General features: G+C 66.1%; 19 protein-coding genes. 11 read left to right on the top strand and 8 right to left on the bottom strand.

What is annotated here, in order from left to right; genetic code table 11:
- Positions 1-738 (bottom strand): carbamoyl-phosphate synthase domain-containing protein (locus tag OC446_RS17515; protein ID WP_315986520.1); only part of this gene is annotated, 738 nt, incomplete at its 3' end.
- Between the two features lie 142 nt (positions 739-880).
- Between OC446_RS17515 and OC446_RS17510 the strand changes: the two genes are divergently transcribed.
- Positions 881-1,339 (top strand): GatB/YqeY domain-containing protein, encoded by a 459-nt coding sequence (locus tag OC446_RS17510; RefSeq protein WP_262030306.1) that lies wholly within the window; start codon positions 881-883, stop codon positions 1,337-1,339.
- A gap of 19 nt (positions 1,340-1,358) precedes the next feature.
- On the opposite strand, the gene OC446_RS17505 is transcribed toward OC446_RS17510, so the two are convergent.
- Entirely contained in the window at positions 1,359-1,946 is a 588-nt protein-coding gene (locus tag OC446_RS17505) for a cysteine hydrolase family protein (RefSeq protein WP_262030305.1), read from the bottom strand.
- A 107-nt stretch (positions 1,947-2,053) separates the two neighbouring features.
- Here OC446_RS17505 and OC446_RS17500 point away from each other — a divergent pair, with 107 nt between their 5' ends.
- The 5 genes from OC446_RS17500 to rpoD all read left to right on the top strand — a co-directional run bounded on the left by OC446_RS17500 (position 2,054) and on the right by rpoD (position 7,842).
- Complete coding sequence (locus OC446_RS17500; protein ID WP_262030304.1) at positions 2,054-2,503, top strand: Lrp/AsnC family transcriptional regulator; 450 nt, start codon at positions 2,054-2,056, stop codon at positions 2,501-2,503.
- A gap of 170 nt (positions 2,504-2,673) precedes the next feature.
- Complete coding sequence (locus tag OC446_RS17495; RefSeq protein ID WP_262030303.1) at positions 2,674-3,297, top strand: LysE family translocator; 624 nt, start codon at positions 2,674-2,676, stop codon at positions 3,295-3,297.
- 170 nt (positions 3,298-3,467) lie between these two features.
- Positions 3,468-3,641 carry a hypothetical protein gene (locus OC446_RS17490; protein WP_262030302.1) on the top strand — a complete coding sequence of 58 codons (174 nt, stop codon included), beginning with the start codon at positions 3,468-3,470 and terminating at the stop codon, positions 3,639-3,641.
- A 116-nt stretch (positions 3,642-3,757) separates the two neighbouring features.
- On the top strand, positions 3,758-5,647 hold the full coding sequence (gene dnaG / locus OC446_RS17485; RefSeq protein WP_262030301.1) for a DNA primase: 1,890 nt from the start codon (positions 3,758-3,760) through the stop codon (positions 5,645-5,647).
- A 197-nt stretch (positions 5,648-5,844) separates the two neighbouring features.
- Positions 5,845-7,842: an RNA polymerase sigma factor RpoD gene (gene rpoD / locus OC446_RS17480; RefSeq protein ID WP_262030300.1), complete on the top strand. Its 1,998-nt coding sequence runs from the start codon at positions 5,845-5,847 to the stop codon at positions 7,840-7,842.
- Between the two features lie 41 nt (positions 7,843-7,883).
- Here rpoD and OC446_RS17475 read toward each other — a convergent pair whose 3' ends face one another.
- Positions 7,884-9,143, bottom strand: coding sequence for an MgtC/SapB family protein (locus tag OC446_RS17475; protein ID WP_262030299.1), 1,260 nt, complete (start codon positions 9,141-9,143; stop codon positions 7,884-7,886).
- Between the two features lie 220 nt (positions 9,144-9,363).
- Here OC446_RS17475 and OC446_RS17470 point away from each other — a divergent pair, with 220 nt between their 5' ends.
- The 4 genes from OC446_RS17470 (at position 9,364) to OC446_RS17455 (ending at position 11,490) form a co-directional block, all read left to right on the top strand.
- Positions 9,364-9,765, top strand: a complete 402-nt coding sequence (locus OC446_RS17470; protein WP_262030298.1) for a CidA/LrgA family protein — start codon at positions 9,364-9,366, stop codon at positions 9,763-9,765.
- Complete coding sequence (locus OC446_RS17465; RefSeq protein ID WP_262030297.1) at positions 9,758-10,480, top strand: LrgB family protein; 723 nt, start codon at positions 9,758-9,760, stop codon at positions 10,478-10,480. The genes OC446_RS17470 and OC446_RS17465 overlap by 8 nt, the downstream gene beginning before the upstream one ends.
- Positions 10,481-10,542: 62 nt before the next feature.
- Positions 10,543-11,007 carry a DUF1801 domain-containing protein gene (locus OC446_RS17460; protein ID WP_262030296.1) on the top strand — a complete coding sequence of 155 codons (465 nt, stop codon included), beginning with the start codon at positions 10,543-10,545 and terminating at the stop codon, positions 11,005-11,007.
- Between the two features lie 30 nt (positions 11,008-11,037).
- Positions 11,038-11,490 carry a DUF1801 domain-containing protein gene (locus OC446_RS17455; RefSeq protein ID WP_262030295.1) on the top strand — a complete coding sequence of 151 codons (453 nt, stop codon included), beginning with the start codon at positions 11,038-11,040 and terminating at the stop codon, positions 11,488-11,490.
- Positions 11,491-11,563: 73 nt separating this feature from the next.
- Here the strand turns inward: OC446_RS17455 and OC446_RS17450 are convergent, their stop codons facing one another.
- Complete coding sequence (locus tag OC446_RS17450) at positions 11,564-12,772, bottom strand: CAP domain-containing protein (protein ID WP_262030294.1); 1,209 nt, start codon at positions 12,770-12,772, stop codon at positions 11,564-11,566.
- A gap of 241 nt (positions 12,773-13,013) precedes the next feature.
- On the opposite strand from OC446_RS17450, the gene OC446_RS17445 reads away from it, so the two are divergent.
- A complete protein-coding gene (locus OC446_RS17445; protein ID WP_410055087.1) occupies positions 13,014-14,234 on the top strand; it encodes an MFS transporter in 1,221 nt (406 codons plus the stop codon).
- 10 nt (positions 14,235-14,244) lie between these two features.
- Here OC446_RS17445 and OC446_RS17440 read toward each other — a convergent pair whose 3' ends face one another.
- From OC446_RS17440 to OC446_RS17425, 4 genes are all read right to left on the bottom strand, one after another.
- Positions 14,245-15,006 carry an isocitrate lyase/phosphoenolpyruvate mutase family protein gene (locus OC446_RS17440; protein ID WP_262030293.1) on the bottom strand — a complete coding sequence of 254 codons (762 nt, stop codon included), beginning with the start codon at positions 15,004-15,006 and terminating at the stop codon, positions 14,245-14,247.
- 5 nt (positions 15,007-15,011) lie between these two features.
- Positions 15,012-16,067, bottom strand: a complete 1,056-nt coding sequence (locus OC446_RS17435) for a bifunctional transcriptional activator/DNA repair enzyme AdaA (protein WP_262030292.1) — start codon at positions 16,065-16,067, stop codon at positions 15,012-15,014.
- 68 nt (positions 16,068-16,135) lie between these two features.
- Positions 16,136-17,464: a cytochrome c peroxidase gene (locus OC446_RS17430; RefSeq protein ID WP_262030291.1), complete on the bottom strand. Its 1,329-nt coding sequence runs from the start codon at positions 17,462-17,464 to the stop codon at positions 16,136-16,138.
- A 5-nt stretch (positions 17,465-17,469) separates the two neighbouring features.
- The gene (locus OC446_RS17425; protein ID WP_262030290.1) at positions 17,470-18,327 is read right to left on the bottom strand and encodes a hypothetical protein; all 858 of its coding nucleotides are present in this window, start codon (positions 18,325-18,327) and stop codon (positions 17,470-17,472) included.
- Positions 18,328-18,394: the final 67 nt, after the last annotated feature.

The raw sequence follows: 18,394 nt of genomic DNA, 5'->3' as shown, positions 1-18,394 counted from the left end.
GGCCGAGGCGGTGGCCGGGACCACCGTGACCTTGCAGCCGGCCCGGGCGAGCAGGCGCAGGATGTTGCGCTTCACGCCGTAATCGATGGCGACCACGTGGTGCTTCGGGGCGCCGTCCTGGTGGCCGTAGCCTTCGCCGCGCGTCCAGGTGGTCTCGTCCCAGTCGAAGCGCTGGGCGCTGGTCACGAGGGGCACGAGGTCCTGACCGTCCATGGACGGGAGGGCGGCCGCCTTGGCCTTGAGGGCTTCGATGTCGAACTTGCCCTCGGGATCGTGGGCGATGACCGCATTCGGCATGCCCTTGTCGCGGATCAGCGCCGTGAGAGCCCGGGTATCGATACCCGAGAGACCCACGATGCTGCGGGCCTTGAGCCACGCATCGAGGTCGCGGGAGGCGCGCCAGTTGGACGGCTCGGTAATGGTGGCCGCCAGCACGACGCCGCGCACGCCCGAGGACGAGGCGGCGTTGACGCTCTCGATATCCTCCTCGTTGGTGCCCACGTTTCCGATATGCGGGAAGGTGAAGGTGATGATCTGGCCAGCATAGGACGGGTCCGTCAGGATCTCCTGGTAGCCCGTCATCGCGGTGTTGAAGCAGACCTCGCCGGTCGCTTCGCCCACGGCGCCGATGCCGAAGCCTTCGAGAACCGTTCCGTCCTGGAGCACGAGAACCGCGGTCGCGCGCGGCTCGGCCCAGCCACCCGAGGAACTCCCGGTGGTGTCTTTGTCTTGCAGCATCGTCATGATCTCTTGTAAGTCCGGGGCCAACAGGCCGTGCTTGAGCAGGCCGTGCCCGGGCCGCCTTTGAACTACCCCCGTGACTTAAGGGGCCGTTCGCGTTCCGTCAACGCTCAAGCGACTCAAAACCAAGGAGAAGTCCATGCTGCGCGAACGCTTTACCGCCGAGATGAAGGAAGCCATGAAGGCCGGCGACAAGGGCAAGCTCGGCGCCATCCGGCTGATTCAGGCCGCCCTCAAGGACAAGGACATCGAGGCCCGCGGCAACGGCAAGGAGCCCCTGTCCGACGAGGAGATCCTGGCCCTCCTGCAGAAAATGGTGAAGCAGCGCCAGGAATCGATCACCATGTACGAGCAGGGCGGCCGCACCGAGCTCGCCGACCAGGAGAAGAACGAAGTCGCGGTGATCTCCTCCTACCTGCCGCAGCAGATGGACGAGGCCGAGACCAGGGCCGCCATCGAGGCCGCCATCGCCGAGACCGGCGCCGCCTCCATGAAGGACATGGGCAAGGTCGTGGCCGCCCTGCGCGCCAAATATGCCGGTCGCATGGACTTCGCCAAGGCGTCCGGCCTCGTGAAGGACATGCTGCCGAAGGGGTAAGGCGCGCCCGCGTCTCAGGTCAGGCGGCCGCGACCGCTCCTGCGGCCGCGAGCGCCTGGACGAGCTCCCGCGTCGTGGCGACCTGGGCGAATTCGAAGCCCAGGGTCGCTACATGCGTCCGGTGGACAATCGCCGCCGGAATGGTGCCGCCCCGGCCGTCGGGGAGGTCGAAGCAGTCGCAGGCATCCTCCACCAGGACCATGCGGTAGCCCAGATTGGCTCCCATGCGCACCGTGGTCGACACGCACATGTCGGTCGAGATGCCGAAGGCCACGATGGTGTCGATCCCGAGCCGCCGCAGGCGCAGGTCGAGATCGGTGCCGATGAAGGACGAGTTCACGCTCTTGCTGACCAGCGGCTCGTCGCCCTTCGGGCCGAAACCGACCCGAAAGGCATTGCCCGGCTGGGCCGGACCGAGGGTCGAGCCCGGCTCGGCCGAATCGTGCCGGACATGCACGATGGGGCGCCCGGCGGCCCGCCAGGCTTCGACGAGCAGCAGCCCGTTGGCGTCGACGGCTGCATTCCAGCGGCGTGGCCAGGACGGCAGGTCGAAGGCTTTCTGCATGTCGATGGGCAGAAGAACGGCGTTCGTGAGGTCGAGAGGCATCGCAGGCTCCTTGTGCAACGGGAGCGAACCTTCGGTGATTGTTCGGCCGGTTTCACTCGACAAGATGACGGGCCGACCGGCTAAATGCCGGTCTTTGGACCCTCAAGGTGGATAAACCCGGCATGGTGCTGGACGAGAAAGACAGGATCCTGATTGCCGCCCTGCGCCGGAACGCCAGGGAAAGCCTCGTGGGCCTCGCCCGCAGCGTCGGGCTCTCGCGCAGCGCCACGCAGGAACGGATGCGCCGCCTGGAGCGGGACGGGATCATCAAGGCCTATACGGTCGAGCTCGCCTCCGAGCACGACCCGTCCGTGCGTGCCATGATCGCCGTGACCTTCGAGCCGGGCTTCCGCTGCAAGCAGGTCGTGCCGCGCCTGGCAGGCATTCCGGAAATCGTTGCCTGCCATTCCTTGACGGGCTCCATCGACCTGATGGTCAGCGTCGCCTGCGAGTCCAATGCCAGCCTCAACCGGATCAGGGACGTGGTGGCCTCCGTCCCGGGCGTTGCGACCGCCACGACCCATATCGTTCTCGCAACGGAATGGGCGCGGGGTTAGTCGGGCCGTCGGCAGCATGGCATGGTGGGTGAGCCTTTCCGTAGCAGGATGGCGGGGACATGCCAGGCCATGATGTGGGAGGGAACCGGCTCGCGGATGTCCTCCAAACCGTGCTACGAGTGAGCGGTTCTTTTCCCGGACGCGGCAGCACGAGCAAGCAGCGGTGACACATGAGCCTTGAACTCTGGTTGATCTATCTGGTCGCCGCCATCGGCCTGTCGCTGACGCCCGGGCCCAACGGGCTTTTGTCCCTGACGCACGGCGTCTGCTACGGCTTCCGGCCCACGGTCTATACGGTCCTGGGTGGCGCGCTCGGGTTTCTCGTTCTCATCGCGGCGTCGCTGGCCGGCATGGGGGCGCTGCTCGCCGCCTCCGAGAAGGCCTTCACGATCGCCAAGTGGATCGGCGCCGCCTATCTGGTCTACCTCGGAATCCGAATCTGGCGGTCGCCCGCCTCCATGTTGGACGTCGCTGCCCGGGGCGACGGGCCGCGCCGGGCGAAGCCCTTGTGGATGTTCAACCAGGGCTTCCTCGTGGCGGTATCGAACCCGAAGGCGCTGATCTTCTTCGCGGCCTTCCTGCCGCAATTCATGGCACCGGGCGTGTCCTTTCAGGTCCAGCTTGCGATCTTCGGCGGCACCTTCGTGGTGGTGGAGATCGTCTACGAACTCCTCCTCGCCGGCATGGCCCAGCGCATCGCCCCCTGGTTAAACCGCCACGGGCGCTGGTTCAACCGCGCCGCCGGCGCAACCTTCGTCGGCATCGGCGCCGCGCTCACGACCGCGAGCCGGTGAAGAATCGTCCGGCGATCTGGCCACGCGGCCCATCGAAGCTTATCATCGATTCATCGCCAGCCGGTTCATGCCCGTAGGCACCGGTGGCTGAGAGCGACCTGATCCAGACCGACAGGCATCTCGCTGAGGGCGAGCGAAGGATCGCCGAGCAGATCTCCCTGATCCGATGAATGACTAAGCACGGCTATGGCACCGCCGTCGCCAGGGACCTGCTGCGCCTGCTGGAGGAGACCATGACGATCTGGAAGCAGCACCGCGAGCTCATCCTGGAGAATGTCACACGATATGAGCGATCCGAGCTCGAACGCTCCCGGGATTTGGCTTCCAGCGCAAAGGCTCTCTGACCATTCGGCTAAAGACGAGCCCTGTGGATAGCGGGCACAGAAAAGCGTGGCCTTGGGGTTTTTAACCGAAGGGTAGGCGCTCTAGTTTATGGAGCAGGTTTGGAGATCACCGCTTCGTGCGCTACCCGCCCCAAATCCTGGAAGAGATCCGCGCCCGGCTGCCGACCTCGGCGGTCGTGGGCAAGCGCGTGCGCCTCAAGAAGGCGGGACGGGAATGGAAGGGGCTGTCGCCGTTCAACGCGGAGAAGACGCCGTCCTTCTACGTGAACGACCAGAAGCAGTTCTATCACTGCTTCTCCTCGGGCAAGCACGGGGACATCTTCACCTTCCTCATGGAGACCGAAGGGCTGTCCTTCCCCGAGGCCGTGGAGCGGCTGGCCGGCGAGGCGGGCGTGCCCCTGCCGACGCCCTCCCGCGAGGACCGGCAGGAGGAGGTCAAGCGCAAGAACCTCCACGACGTCATGGAGCTTGCCGCGGAGTTCTTCGAATCCGCCCTCCAGGGGCGCTCCGGCGGCAAGGCGCGGGATTATCTCGCCGGGCGCCAGCTCAGCCGCGAGACGCAAACCCGGTTTCGCATCGGCTATGCCCCATCCGAGCGCTATGCCCTGCGCGACCATCTCGCCGGCAAGGGCGTGCCGGTCGAGATGATGGTGGAGGCTGGTCTGGTCCATGCCGGCGAGGCGGGGAAGATCCCGGCCGACCGCTTCCGCGACCGGGTCATGTTCCCGATCTGCGACGTGCGCGGCCGGGTCATCGCCTTCGGCGGCCGGGCCATGAGCGCCGACGTGCCGGCCAAGTATCTCAATTCGCCCGACACGCCGCTCTTCAACAAGGGACGGCTCCTCTACAACTACCATCTCGCCCGCCAGCCGGCCCACGACAAGGGCACCGTCATTGCCGTGGAAGGCTATGTGGACGTGATCTCGCTCAGCGTCGCGGGCTTTCCCCATGCGGTCGCACCGCTCGGCACGGCCCTGACCGAGGACCAGCTCACCCTGCTCTGGCGCTTGGCGGAGGAGCCGATCCTCTGCTTCGACGGCGACAAGGCCGGGCAGCGGGCGGCCTACCGGGCGCTCGACGTCGCCCTGCCGAACCTGATGCCCGGCAAGTCCCTGCGCTTCGCCATGCTGCCGGAGGGGCAGGACCCGGACGACCTCGCCCGCGCCGGAGGAAGCGCCGCCGTGGAGCGGGTCCTGTCCTCGGCACGGCCCCTGGTCGACGTGCTCTGGACCCGGGAGCTCGAGGCCGGCCCCCTCGACACGCCCGAGCGCCGGGCGGCCCTGGAGCGGCGGCTGCGCGAATCACTGGCGCTGATTCGCGACGAGACCCTCAAGAAATACTACCGGGAGGACATCGCGAGCCGCCTTTCGGCCATGAATGCGGAGTCGCGTCCCAAAAGGTTCGAGCGCCAGGGTGGGGGAGGTCGGCGGGATTTTGGCAAGCCCCAGCCCATGACGCCGAGCTCCCGGCTGAGCGTCTCGCCGCTGCTGGCCCGCAACCCGCTTTTCGCCGGCAGCACGGGCGAAAGCCCTCGGGAGGCGATGATCCTCTGCACCTTCCTGGTCCACCCGGAGCTGGTTCAAAACCATGTGGAAACCCTTGCAGATCTTGAACTTGAGGGCCGGTCCACCCAAATGGTGCGCAGTCTCCTGCTCGATGGAGCGGCGAGCGGCGAACCGGCCGACTCGACCGTCATGATGGCCCGCCTCGAACGGGCCGGACTGACCGGGGCGGCGGAAAGATTGACGGCTCTGGTCCGTCCTGGCGACAGGTGGATGCTGGATCCACACGCGGATCCCTTGCGGCTTGAGGACGCATTGAGGCAAGCCATCACCTTGCATCGCCGCGCACGCACGTTACATAGCGAACTTCGAGCTGCCGAGCGCGCGCTTGCCGAAGAGGACAACGAGGCCAATCTCGCCTGGCTGCGAGAGGTCCAAAACCAACTGTCCTCCGTCGAGGGTGCCGAGGCCGACATGGACAATGCAGGGGCGCTCGGTCTCTGATGTCCATTCATGTCAGAGTACGGCAAGCCGGGCGGCTGCGGCGGTTTGTGCAGGGGATGGTTAACGGTTAGTCAAGCGACTCACTGTTTATGATTGGCAATGAATTTCGGGTGGCGGAGCTCTGCAGGCTTGGCCGCCCATTCGCGCATCGCGGGTCCTGTAGGGGGGATGAGCGGGGCGCTGGAGTTGAGCAAAGCATGGCGACGAAGGCAACCGAACGGGACGAAGGCGAGACGACGGCTCCGGAGCAGCAGAGCGACGGGCCCCTGCTCGACCTGAGCGATGCCGCCGTTAAACGGATGATCAAGCTCGCGAAAAAGCGCGGGTATGTCACTTATGACGAACTGAACGAGGTCCTGCCTCCGGAGGAGTTCTCCTCGGAGCAGATCGAAGACGTGCTCGGCCAGCTGTCCGAGATGGGCATCAACGTGGTCGAGTCCGAGGAGACCGACGAGAACGCCCAGCCGGAAGCCGAGGAGGAGGAAGCCGATGGCGGCGACCTCGTCGAGGCCTCGCAGACCCGCGCCGTGGCGGTGCGGGAGACCACCGCTAAGGAGCCGACCGACCGCACGGACGACCCGGTGCGCATGTACCTGCGCGAGATGGGTTCGGTGGAGCTTCTCTCCCGCGAGGGCGAAATCGCCATCGCCAAGCGCATCGAGGCCGGCCGCGAGGCCATGATCGCAGGGCTCTGCGAAAGCCCGCTGACATTCCAGGCCATCATCATCTGGCGCGACGAGCTCGTCGAGGGCCGGGTGCTCTTGCGCGACATCATCGACCTCGAGGCCACCTATGCGGGCCCCGACGGCAAGGGTGCGCCCAAGGTCGAGGGCATGGGCGAAGGCGAGGCCGAGGAGGAGACGGCCGAGACCGAGGAGGGGATGACCCCGCCCGAGGGCGAGATGGACGACGACGACATGGAGAACAACGTGTCGCTCTCGGCCATGGAGGCCGAGCTGAAGCCGCGCGTTCTCGAGACCTTCGACTCCATCGCCGACAACTACAAGAAGCTGCGCCGCCTGCAAGTCGAGCATGTGGAACAGCGCATGCAGAACAAGCAGCTGACCCCGGCCCAGGAGCGCAAGTACAAGGAACTCAAGGCGGATATCGTCACGGCGGTGAAGTCGCTGTCGCTGAACAACAACCGCATCGAGGCCCTGGTCGAGCAGCTCTACGACATCAACAAGCGCCTCATCTCCCATGAGGGCCGCCTGATGCGCCTCGCCGAGAGCCACGGCGTCGCCCGCGAGGAGTTCCTCAAGCACTACCAGGGCTGGGAGCTCGACCCGAAATGGGTGCTGCGCGTCTCCAAGCTCGGCGGCAAGGGCTGGAAGGACTTCGTCGCCAAGGCGAAGGACGGCATCCACGACCTGCGCGAAAACATCCACAACCTGGCGAGCGAGACCGGCCTGGAGATCCAGGAGTTCCGCCGCATCGTCATGATGGTGCAGAAGGGCGAGCGCGAGGCCCGTCAGGCGAAGAAGGAAATGATCGAGGCCAACCTGCGCCTCGTGATCTCCATCGCCAAGAAGTACACGAACCGCGGCCTGCAGTTCCTGGACCTGATCCAGGAGGGCAATATCGGCCTCATGAAGGCGGTCGATAAGTTCGAGTACCGCCGCGGCTACAAGTTCTCGACCTACGCCACCTGGTGGATCCGGCAGGCGATCACCCGCTCGATCGCCGACCAGGCCCGTACGATCCGCATCCCGGTGCACATGATCGAGACGATCAACAAGATCGTCCGCACGTCGCGCCAGATGCTGCACGAGATCGGCCGCGAGCCGACCCCGGAGGAACTGGCCGAGAAGCTCGCCATGCCGCTGGAGAAGGTGCGCAAGGTCCTCAAGATCGCCAAGGAGCCGATCTCCCTCGAAACGCCTATCGGCGACGAGGAGGATTCACACCTCGGCGACTTCATCGAGGACAAGAACGCGATCCTGCCCATCGATGCGGCGATCCAGTCGAACCTGCGCGAGACGACGACCCGTGTCCTCGCCTCGCTCACGCCGCGCGAGGAGCGTGTGCTGCGCATGCGCTTCGGCATCGGCATGAACACCGACCACACCCTCGAAGAGGTCGGACAGCAGTTCTCGGTGACCCGCGAGCGTATCCGCCAGATCGAGGCGAAGGCCCTGCGCAAGCTGAAGCATCCCTCGCGGTCGCGGAAGCTGCGGAGCTTCCTGGACAACTGAGCGAATTAAGAAAGGCGGGTTTGAGACCCGCCTTTCTCATGTCACCCGAAGAACGTGAAAGCCGCGCCGCCCGCCACGATGGCCGCGATGCTCGCGGCCGAGACGATCCAGCCGGCCTGCGTGCCACCCAGGCTGAACGTCATTCCCGCCTTCACCACCGTGTTCACCGCAACGGCGATGCCGATGCCGAGCGCCGCCGTCACGAGCGTGATGCCGCTATTGGCGAGGCGCGCAAGCGACAGCGTGATGGCATCCACGTCGGCGATGCCGGAGAGCGCCGCCAGGATGGTGATGCCCACATTGCCGGCGGAACTGCCGATCACCTTCGCCAGCAGGCTGATCACAGCGATCAGGCCCGCGAGCTTCAATGCGGTCCCGAGATCGAAGGGGCTCTTCATGCCGAGTTCGGGATGCTCCTTGCTGTCCCGGCCATGGGTGAAGAAGAGCAGGCCCGCCACCGCGACCAGCACGAGGCCGCCGGCGCCGAGCGGCCAGGCGAGGGGAACCAGCAGGGCGTTGTTCAGGACGCTCGCCACGATCAGCACGCGGACGATCATCACCGACCCGGACAGGAGGATACCGCCGGCGAGCAGGGGGCTCGCGGCCGGATGCTCGCGCGCCAGCCGGGCGAGGGTGACGGTCGTGGCCGTCGAGGAGGCCAGGCCGCCAGCGAGCGCCGCGAGCGCCACGCCCGCCTGGCTTCCCATGATCTTCACCGCGATATAGCCGATGAAGGAGATGGCCGCGATGATGATGGCGAGCAGCCAGATCTCGAAGGGATTGATCGCATCCCAGGGATCGACCGTCCGATCCGGCAGCAACGGCAGCGCCAGGAACGTCATGGCGAGAAGGATGAGCGCGGACCTGATCTCCAGCCAGGTGAGGTTGCGCACCCATCGGTGGAGCGGCTGCTTGAGCGCGAGGATGAGCGTGACGACGACGCCTGCCGCCGTGGCGATTTCGAGATCGCCGAGCATCGCATAGGCCCCCAGGGAGAAGGTGAGAAGCCCGGCGACCACGCCCGTGACGCTGAAATTCTCTTCCGCCTTCGCCTCCAGCCAGGAGAAGGCGCTGAAGGCCAGTGCGAAGCCCAGGAAGGAGAGAGCCAGAAAGACCGTGCTGGTATAGCTCGTCAGAACGGCCGACAAGGCGCCGAGCAGGGCGGTCAGCGTATAGGTCCGAAGACCGGCGGTGCGCTCGCCCTCCGCTTCGTCGCGCTGCTTCCAGCCGCGCTCCAGGCCGATCAGCAGGCCGATGGCCAGGGCCACGACGAGACGGAAAAGCAGAGACGTGTCGTTCATAATTCTCGTTGCTCGGCCGCGGCAACAACCGGTCGCCGCGGCCGTTCCGGTTCCTTAGCATGGGCAAGCTTCCGGAGACAGTCCAGCTCTGGGAGGTGCCATCGGCGCTTTGCACGAGACCCCGGCCGCGATACTCCTTGCCTTTGGCTGGCGCATCGTCCGGTGCGGGCCTGCGGGTCCACACGAAGCGCGAGCCTCCGTTCTGCTCCCGAGGCCGCACATGATCGTCAGTCTGACCGTAATCCTTCTCTGCCAGCTTCTCGGCGAGATCGTCACCCGCGGGCTCGGATGGCCGCTTCCGGGGCCGGTGCTGGGAATACTGTTCCTGCTCGTCGCCTTGAGCCTGCGCGACCGCATCAGGCCGAGGCTCCCTGAATTCGGCAGGGCCCTCGATGCCACGGGGAAGGGGCTTCTGGCCCATCTCTCGCTGCTGTTCATTCCTGCGAGCGTCGGCGTGATCCAGCGGCTCGACGTGCTGGTCGAATACGGCATCGGACTCGGCGTCGCTCTCGTCGTCTCGACCTTCGTGACCCTTGTGGTGACGGTCGTCGCCTTCGTGGTGGTGTCGCGCCTCACCGGCTCCTCAATGGACACCGCCGGGGAGGGCGAAGCCCGTGACTGACCAGGCCTTCTCCCTCTGGGTTTATCTCTCTCAGACCCCGCTGCTCTGGCTCGTGGTGACGCTTGGCGCCTACATCGTCGCGGACCGCATCTCGCAGACGTTCAACCGCAATCCCCTGTTCAATCCGGTGCTGATGGCCGTGGTGGCCGTCGCTCTCGTGCTGTGGGCTACGGGCACGTCATATCCGGTCTATTTCGAAGGCGCGAAATTCGTGCACTTCCTGCTCGGCCCCGCGACCGTCGCGCTCGCCATTCCGCTTTACGAGAACAGGGCCATCGTGCTGCGCTCCATCGTGCCGATGGTGGCGGCGCTCGTGGTCGGATCGGTCACGGCCATCGTGTCGGCCGTGGCCGTCGCGCAGCTCTTCGGCATCCCCAATCCCGTTCTCATTTCGCTGGCGCCGAAATCCGTCACCGCTCCGGTGGGCATGGGCATCACGGAAGCTCTCGGCGGCGATCCGTCCCTGACCGCCATCCTGATCATGCTCACCGGCGTCACGGGCTCCATCATGGTGACGCCGCTGATGAACGCGCTGCGCATGAAGGATTGGCGCGCCCGCGGCTTCGCCGTGGGGCTCGCCTCGCACGGCATCGGCACCGCGCGCGCCTTCCAGGTTCATTCGCTCGCCGGCACCTTCGCGGGCATCGCCATGGGGTTGAACGCGCTCGTCACGGCGTTGCTTCTGCCATTGGTGCTGAAGCTGCTGCTGAATTAAGGATTGTTTACCCAATAGCAGCAGGATGAAGCACATCGGCACTTCACCAATGGGATGGATCAATGACCGGCCCTGCGATCAAGCGGACGAAGTCTTCGTCGGCCAGCCCATCCCAGGCTGCCATGCAGCCTGTGCTCCTCTCGGGCGGTAATCCTCAGATTGCGAAGGGTTATGGCGATGCTCCCGTGCAGGCTTATATCGCCGCCATGCCAGGCTGGAAGAGCGATGTCGGCCACTGCCTCGACGCACTCATCACGCGGACCGTCCCCCGCCTGCACAAGGCCGTCAAATGGAACTCTCCGTTTTACGGGGTCGAGGACCAGGGCTGGTTTCTCAGCTTCCACTGCTTCACGAAGTACATCAAGGTGGCTTTCTTCCGTGGCACGTCGCTGGATCCCGTTCCTCCCGGCGAGTCCAAGCAGAAGGAAGTGCGCTATTTTCACATCTACGAAAAGGACCGGCTCGACGAGGCTCAGTTCGCCGCTTGGGTGAAGCAGGCCAGCCAACTGCCCGGCGAGAGAATGTGAGCGCCAACAACCGCGAAAGTGACGACAGACATGGCGACGATGACGAGAGACGCGCAGGAAGCCCACGAAGTGATCGCTGCATCCCGGCTGATCGATGCGAAGATCAAAGAGCTGAATGACTGGCGCGGCGAGACGCTCGCCCGAATCCGGCTTCTTATCCGCCAGGCTGTTCCCGATGTGATCGAGGAAGTGAAATGGCGCGGCGTTCCCGTCTGGTCGCATGGCGGGATCATCTGCACCGGCGAGACCTACAGGAATGTCGTGAAGATGACCTTCGCCAAAGGCGCCGCGTTGGAGGATCCATCCCGCCTCTTCAACGCCAGTCTCGACGGCAACACGAGGCGCGCCATCGATCTTCACGAGGGTGATGGGATCGACGAAGAAGCCCTGAAGGCTCTCGTTCGGGCGGCGGTGGCGCTCAACGCATCGAAGCGGGCGCCCGCTCGTCCGGCCCGGTCGAAGGCCGAGCCTTCGGCGGGTTGAACCTTCCATGTCATTACCGGCGCAAGGCCGGCCATGATGTCGGCGATGGACGGGAGATCGATGCGCCGGTCTGTCAGAACAGGAAGTCGGATGCTCCGATCAGCGCATGTTTCACGTTGAGCAGCGCGATCGATTGGCCGTGAGACTCGATGAGCACGTCGTCCGCCTTGCCGTCGCTGTCCGCGTTGAAGCGGGTGATGCTGAGATCCTTGAAGCTCAGGTCCGTGCTCCGCAGGTTGATGCGGTCGATGCCGTTTTGGAAATCGGTGATCGTGTCCGCGCCCCATTTGCCGGAGAACCGGAAGGTGTCGGCGCCTGCGCCGCCGGTGAGGGTATCGTTGCCGCTGCTGCCGTTGAGGGTGTCGTTGCCGCCATTGCCGAAGAGGCGGTCATTGCCCGCATTCCCGGTGATCGCATCGTTCCCGGTGCCGCCATAGAGCTTGTCGTTGCCCCCGTTGCCGTAGAGCTTGTCGTTGCCGCCGAGACCCTTGATCGTGTCGGAAGCGGCTGTTCCCTTGAGGGTGTTCCTGCCGCCATTGCCATTGATCATGTTCGATGCGGACAGGGTGCCCTGTGCCGGATCGATGAGGTCGAGTTTCACGTTCGAGGAGCCGATGGTCACCTGCTGCGTCACGGGGGTGTAGCCGCCGCCGGAGAAGGTGACCGAATAGGTGCCCGCCGCAAGCGCCAGACTGTAGCCGCCGGCGCTCTGCGTCGTCGTCGTGTACTGGGCGCCCGTCGAGCTCACGGCCGTCACGGTCAATCCGCCGAGCCCTTCGCCGATGTCGTAGAAGCGGTCGCCGTCCTTGTCGGACATGCCGACGCCAGTGAGGAACACCGCCGTGCCCGATTTGGCGAAGTTCTGCGTGACGAAGGCGGCGTCCCAGCTCTGGTAGGCGCCGGTGTCGAAGCCGATGCCGATCTCGCGGAAGGTCCCATTGAGGATGTTGGCCTTGTGGCCCGGGCTGTTCATCAGGTTCGTGTGCAGCAGCTCCACCTCGTCCTGGTATCCCGCGGGAGCGCGGGTGCTGGCCCAGGCGATGTTCTCTGCCGATGCCCAACTGCCCGAGAAGGCATAACCGGCTTGGCTCATCCGGTCCGTGGGCGTCGAGCCCCCCGATCCCGTATGCGAGAAGGTGTCGGTGGCGATCATCCAGCTGCTGTGCGAATCCGCCGAGTCGTTCAGGTTGCCGTTGAAGGCGAGCGGCTGGGCGCCGGTCTGAGCGCGCTCGCGATTGACCAGCTCGAGCATGAACTGCTCATAGGCCGAGGCTTGCGACATGAAGGACCCCTTTGTCGTTTTATGATTGTCCCTGGATCGGGCTGGAACCTTGGCCCCAGGCTTAGGGACGAAATAGGAAAAAGTTGTGACCCGGCGGAGCGGGCGGCTGCCCTACCTGAACTGTAACCCTGCCCTGCAGGACGGGCGGGAGATCGCGGGCCCGTTCTGGTTTATAGCGGAAGGTGGAAACGCCAGAAGGCCGGGCTCATCCGCAGGTCCGGCAGCATCACGAAGAACAACGATGACCAACCCAACGCCAACCATGCCCCTCGCGCCCCGAATCGTCGCGCCCGAGAGGGTCGCGGTACCGATCCTGGCCGCCATCAGCGTGTCGCACATGCTGAATGATCTCATCCAGTCGCTGCTGCCGGCGATCTACCCCATCCTCAAGAGCAGCTTCCATCTCGATTTCGGCCAGATCGGCCTTTTGACGCTCACCTTCCAGCTCACCGCGTCGCTGCTTCAGCCCCTGGTCGGCAGCTTCACCGACCGCAGGCCGCAGCCGTTCTCCCTGGTGGCCGGGATGGGCTTCACCCTGATCGGCCTGCTGACGCTCTCGCAGGCGGGCTCCTATCCGGTCCTTCTCCTGGCGGCGGCGCTGGTCGGCATGGGATCCTCGGTCTTCCATCCGGAATCCTCCCGCGTCGCGCGCCTCGCATCCGGCGGGCGGCACGGCTTAGCGCAATCTGTGTTCCAGGTCGGCGGCAATGCCGGGACGGCCCTGGGGCCGCTGCTCGCGGCCTTCATCGTCGTCCCGTTCGGACAGCCGAGCATCGCGTGGTTTTCCGTGGTGGCGCTTCTGGCGATGGGGATCCTCTTCGCCATCGGGCGCTGGTACCAGGCCAAGCTCGCGGATTTGCGCGCCAGGCCGCGCGCGGCCGAGACCGGTTCGCTGGTGTCCAGGCGGCGCGTCGCGGTCTCGCTCGCCATCCTGATCCTGCTGGTCTTCTCGAAGGACTTCTACGTCGCGAGCCTCACCAACTATTTCACCTTTTACCTGATCGCCAAGTTCCAGGTGTCGGTGCAGGATGCGCAGGTCTATCTCTTCGTCTTCCTCGGCTCCCTCGCGATCGGGACGATTCTCGGCGGCGCCGTCGGCGACAGGTTCGGGCGGCGCTACGTGATCTGGGGCTCGATCCTCGGCGTCCTGCCCTTCACGCTCGCCATGCCCTACGCCAACCTGTTCTGGACGGCGGCGCTGAGCGTCGCCATCGGGCTCGTGCTGTCGTCCGCCTTCTCGTCCATTCTCGTCTATGCGACCGAGCTCATGCCGGGACGCGTCGGCACCATCGCGGGCCTGTTCTTCGGCCTGTCCTTCGGCATGGCGGGCCTCGGCGCGGCGCTGCTGGGGCAGCTGGCCGACATGACGAGCATCGAGACCGTCTACCGGGTCTGCTCGTTCCTGCCGGCCATCGGGCTCCTGGCCTATTTCCTGCCGAAGATCGAGAAGAAGCGCGGGTAGGCTCCGGCCCTCACAGGAGGGCCGCCCTCGCGGCATCCTCCAGAGCTTTCATGGCCATGCGATAGGGACCGGGGCCATGGCTGATGCGCGCGACGCCGAGCTCCGCCAGCCGCGCGGCCGGGGGAGTCTTCGCGCTGGCCATGATGTTCACCGGCAGGGGCGAGGCTTCCACGACGCGGGCGATGAGCCTTTCATCCGCAAGGCCAGGCACGAAGAACCCATCCGCGCCGGCCTCGGCATAGGCGCGGCCGCGTTCCAGGGCCGTGTCGACGAGGCCCTCGTGCCGGTCGCTCGCGGCGGCCAGGAACACGTCCGTGCGCGCGTTCAGGAAGAGCGGGATCCCGAGCCGGTCCGCCGCCGCCCTGGCGGCCTTCAGACGCGCGACCTGGTCCGAAGTCCCACGAAGGGTGGTCTCCCGGACGCCGTCCTCGATGTTGCACCCGATGGCGCCGGCCTGCAGCGTGCGGGCGATGGTCGCGCCGACCTCGTCGGGCGTGGCCCCATAGCCGCTTTCCAGGTCGATGGTGACCGGCAGGTCGCTCGCCGCCACGATGCGCTCCAGATTGGCGAGGGCAAGGTCGAGCGGCATGTGCTCGCCGTCCTCGAAGCCATGGGCCGCCGCGACCGACCAGCTGCCGGTGGCCAGCGCCTTCGCGCCGCTCGCCGCGACTGCCCTGGCGGTGCCTGCATCCCAGACGTTGAACAGGATGAGCGGTTGGCCCGGAACGTGGAGAGCCTTGAACGCCCCGGCCTTCGTGACTTGATCCGTCATGTCTTTCATCCCTTGGACAGGTTCGTCGCGACGCGCCGCTCGTGTTCGAGCAGCCATTGCTTGCGCCAGATCTTGCCACCATAGCCGGTCAGCGATCCATCGGCACCGATCACGCGATGGCACGGCACAATGATCGCCACCTGATTGGCCCCGTTCGCCCGCGCCACGGCGCGAGGTGCATCGGGACGATCGATGGAATGCGCAATTTCCCCATAGCTGCGCGTGGCTCCGGCCGGGATCCGGCGCAGGGCCTCCCAGACCGTCGCCTCGAACGGCGTTCCTTTCTGCACGATGGGCAGATCGAACGCGATGGATTGGCCGGCGAAATACTGCTCGACCTGATGGGCGAGCGTGTCGAGCATCGGGTGCTGTCCGAAGCAGATCGGCCCGACGCGCAGGCGCAGGCGCTCGATCTCGGTCGGAAGCGCCTTGCGCTCGGCGAATTCGAGCAGGTGAACGCCCGTATCGTCCGCGACCGCGAGCATCGCCCCGATGGGCGTGTCGAGCCATTGCGCGGTCAGGATCTGGCGCGACGGCGCGCGGATCGGCGCATCGCCGATAAGCTTGCCGATGGCGTCGCGAAAGCCGCTGCCGGATTCGTAACCCGCGTCGAGCTGGGCATCCATCACGGAGCCTCCCTGCTGCAAAGTGTTCACCGCTAATCCCAGGCGCTGAGAGCGCGCATATTGCGCGAAGGTGACGCCGTATTCGCGCTGGAAGGCGCGGCGCACGGTCGAGGGATCGTATCCGAGAGCCCGCACGTCCTCGGCGCTCCACCGCCGCTCCGGCTCGGCCTTGATCCTGTCCCTCAATGTGTCGAGCGCGCCACTCGTCGGTGGCCTGCTGTCGAGGGGCTTGCAGCGCAGACAGGGGCGGAAGCCCGCATCCTGGGCGGCGTCCCGACAGGAGAAGAACACCACATTCTGGCGCTTCGGCTTGCGGGCCGGACAGGTCAGGCGGCAGAAGATGCCGGTCGTCTTCACGCCCACATAGGCAAATCCCTCGTAGGAAGGATCACGGGCGATCAGGGCTGCAAAGAGAGTGTCGTCGTCGCGGAGCATCGGCATGCCCCTGTTTTAGCGCACCCGTCGGGCCCGTGTCGCCGGAAACGAGGCGTGTATTTTTGTCTTCATCGGTCCTGCGTGACCTCCACGCTCAGGCGCATCTCCGGGTGGATGCCGCAGATCACGTCGTAATGGCCCGCGCCGTCGAACCCGATGGTCACCGTGTCGCCGGGGTTCTGCGCGTCCGAGTTGAAGCTCTTGCCCGGCCCGTCGAGGCGCACATTGTGCACGCGCGTATCGTCGTTGACGATGCGCAGGGCCTCGCCCACCTTCATGATGATCGCGCCTGGCGTGAAACGCCTGTCCTTCTGGCTGACGGTCGATGTGGGAATGGCTTTTTCATCCCCTCCCCAGGACATCGCTTTCGACGGCAGGCTCGCGGGGCGGGGCGGGTCGTCGCTCGACAGCGTATTGAGGAAGGCGACGAGCAGCGCGCGCTCTTGTTCGTTCAGTTCGATGCGTCGGGGCAGGTCGGCCGAGAGCGTGGGGCGCTGCACCACGTGGTCCGCGTAATGCGCGACGACAGCGTCGAAGGTCGCGAGCGAGCCGTCATGCATGTAGGGCGCGGACCAGACCCGCTCGCGCAGGCTCGGTGTCTTGAAGGCGTGGTTGGCGGCGCTGACGCCGAGGACGGGGCCGCGCCCCCTGTCCTCACTGGGCAGGCCGATGTCGTGGAAGGCTTCGTCCGTGAACCGCCAGCCCTGGTGGCACGCAACGCATCCGGCCTTGCCGACGAAGAGCGCGAAGCCCGCGAGCTCGTCCCCCTCAAGGGCCTTGTCGTCGCCCTCGACCCAGCGGTCGAAGCGGGTTTCCGGCGAGACGAGCGTTCTCTGGAAGGCCGCGAGCGCTTTTCCCAAGTTGGCCTGGGTCACGGCGGCATCGTCCGGAAAGGCGGCGGCGAACGCCTTGCGCATCGGTGGATCGGCATCGAGCGCGCGCAGGGCATTCTCCAGGTTGCCGGCCATCTCGCGTTCGTTCTCGATCGGCCCCATGGCCTGGGCTTCCAGGCTCGACGCCCGCCCGTCCCAGAAGAAGGACAGGCCCCAGGCCAGGTTCCACAGGGCAGGCGTGCGCCGGTCGAGCGGCTGGCCGTCATGACCGACATGGCGGTCGACCCCATCGGAAAACGAGAGATCCGCCTGATGGCAGCTCGCGCACGACACGTCGCCGGAGCCCGACAGGCGTGCATCTTCGAAGAGCTTCGCGCCGAGCGCGATCTTCTCCGGCGTGGCCGGATTGTCCGTCGGCGTCGGTGCATGGTCCGGCCGCGCGAAGGCCGGCCTCCAATGTGCGGCATCGAGCGGAGTCGGCTTGTCGCCCGCTCCGCCCACGAGGGTTGCGAGCACGAGGCCCGCGAGCACCCGGCCGATTTTGGTGAAGCCTTCGCGCCGCATGGATGTCAGTGGAAGCTGCTGAGCTGCAGCTCGAACTTCGCGACGGCGCTCAGGAACTGCCCGGAATCCTTTACCGCCTGCTTCGGCGGCATCACGGCCGGGAAGGTCGCCTTCAGGTCGTCGAGGCTTGCCTGCAGGGCCTTCGCCGCATCGGCGCTCTTGGCGGACGCGGCCGGCATGACCGTGCCGACGAGGCGGTCCACCTCGAACACGAAGCCGCGCGCATCCTGGTACTCGACCACGTTGGCGATGCGGCCCTTCTCGACAGCCTCCTCGTATTCGTCGGCGGCCTGCTGCAGCACCTCGAGGGCCGTTTCGAGCACGAAATACGTGCCGTCCTGCTCCTTCGCCTTCACGGCCGTCTCGGCGGCGGCCAGACGCTCGTCGAGCGCCGCGCGGGCGCGGGCATAGGCCTCCTTGTTCTTGGCTTTCACGGTCTGCGACAGGGACTTCAGGGCCACCTGGAACGGAGCGATGTTCAGGGGCTTCAGCTGATCGCGGATGCTGCCGTAGATCTCTTCCTCCGGATGCAGGAAGTGGGGCAGGGCATCGGCCCAGCGACCGGCCTCGATCAGCTCGGCCCCGACGGTGAGGTGGCCGCGAATCATCTCGATGCCGCGATAGACGTGGAGCGGCGCCGGCAGCGGCGTCGCGCCGCCCGCCCCACCTTCGTCGCCCTCGCCACCGGCCGTGGCCGCCGGCGCGGCGTGGCCCTGGTGTTGGGCGAGCTGAAGCAGGGGCTGGCCGGCCTTGGCCTCGATCCCGGCCTGCGGCCGAGCAGGCAGAGCCGTCGCCGGCGCGGCGACCGGCGCGGCCACCAGGACGGCGGAGCTCAGGCCCGCCCAGATCTTCCGTTTCTTCATGTTTCCCCCTTGGCGTGATGGCTGCCGCGGCTAGTTTAGAAAAGTTAAAAACTGCGTGTCTTTACAA

The organism is Microvirga sp. Mcv34 (assembly GCF_024519725.1).
GTDB lineage: Bacteria > Pseudomonadota > Alphaproteobacteria > Rhizobiales > Beijerinckiaceae > Microvirga.
The sequence above is the reverse complement of the archived record's forward strand: the minus strand, read 5'-3'. Positions and strand labels throughout refer to the sequence as shown.

What these genes read in the sequence shown, in the direction of transcription:
- OC446_RS17510 (WP_262030306.1), top strand. Translation starts at nt 881, where the DNA reads ATGCTGCGCGAACGCTTTACCGCCGAGATGAAGGAAGCCATGAAGGCC.
- OC446_RS17440 (WP_262030293.1), bottom strand. Translation starts at nt 15,006, where the DNA reads ATGACGGATCAAGTCACGAAGGCCGGGGCGTTCAAGGCTCTCCACGTT.
- OC446_RS17435 (WP_262030292.1), bottom strand. Translation starts at nt 16,067, where the DNA reads ATGCTCCGCGACGACGACACTCTCTTTGCAGCCCTGATCGCCCGTGAT.
- OC446_RS17475 (WP_262030299.1), bottom strand. Translation starts at nt 9,143, where the DNA reads ATGAACGACACGTCTCTGCTTTTCCGTCTCGTCGTGGCCCTGGCCATC.
- rpoD (WP_262030300.1), top strand. Translation starts at nt 5,845, where the DNA reads ATGGCGACGAAGGCAACCGAACGGGACGAAGGCGAGACGACGGCTCCG.
- OC446_RS17490 (WP_262030302.1), top strand. Translation starts at nt 3,468, where the DNA reads ATGACTAAGCACGGCTATGGCACCGCCGTCGCCAGGGACCTGCTGCGC.
- OC446_RS17495 (WP_262030303.1), top strand. Translation starts at nt 2,674, where the DNA reads ATGAGCCTTGAACTCTGGTTGATCTATCTGGTCGCCGCCATCGGCCTG.
- OC446_RS17430 (WP_262030291.1), bottom strand. Translation starts at nt 17,464, where the DNA reads ATGCGGCGCGAAGGCTTCACCAAAATCGGCCGGGTGCTCGCGGGCCTC.
- OC446_RS17425 (WP_262030290.1), bottom strand. Translation starts at nt 18,327, where the DNA reads ATGAAGAAACGGAAGATCTGGGCGGGCCTGAGCTCCGCCGTCCTGGTG.
- OC446_RS17505 (WP_262030305.1), bottom strand. Translation starts at nt 1,946, where the DNA reads ATGCCTCTCGACCTCACGAACGCCGTTCTTCTGCCCATCGACATGCAG.
- OC446_RS17460 (WP_262030296.1), top strand. Translation starts at nt 10,543, where the DNA reads ATGACCGGCCCTGCGATCAAGCGGACGAAGTCTTCGTCGGCCAGCCCA.
- OC446_RS17470 (WP_262030298.1), top strand. Translation starts at nt 9,364, where the DNA reads ATGATCGTCAGTCTGACCGTAATCCTTCTCTGCCAGCTTCTCGGCGAG.
- OC446_RS17455 (WP_262030295.1), top strand. Translation starts at nt 11,038, where the DNA reads ATGGCGACGATGACGAGAGACGCGCAGGAAGCCCACGAAGTGATCGCT.
- OC446_RS17445 (WP_410055087.1), top strand. Translation starts at nt 13,014, where the DNA reads ATGACCAACCCAACGCCAACCATGCCCCTCGCGCCCCGAATCGTCGCG.
- OC446_RS17450 (WP_262030294.1), bottom strand. Translation starts at nt 12,772, where the DNA reads ATGTCGCAAGCCTCGGCCTATGAGCAGTTCATGCTCGAGCTGGTCAAT.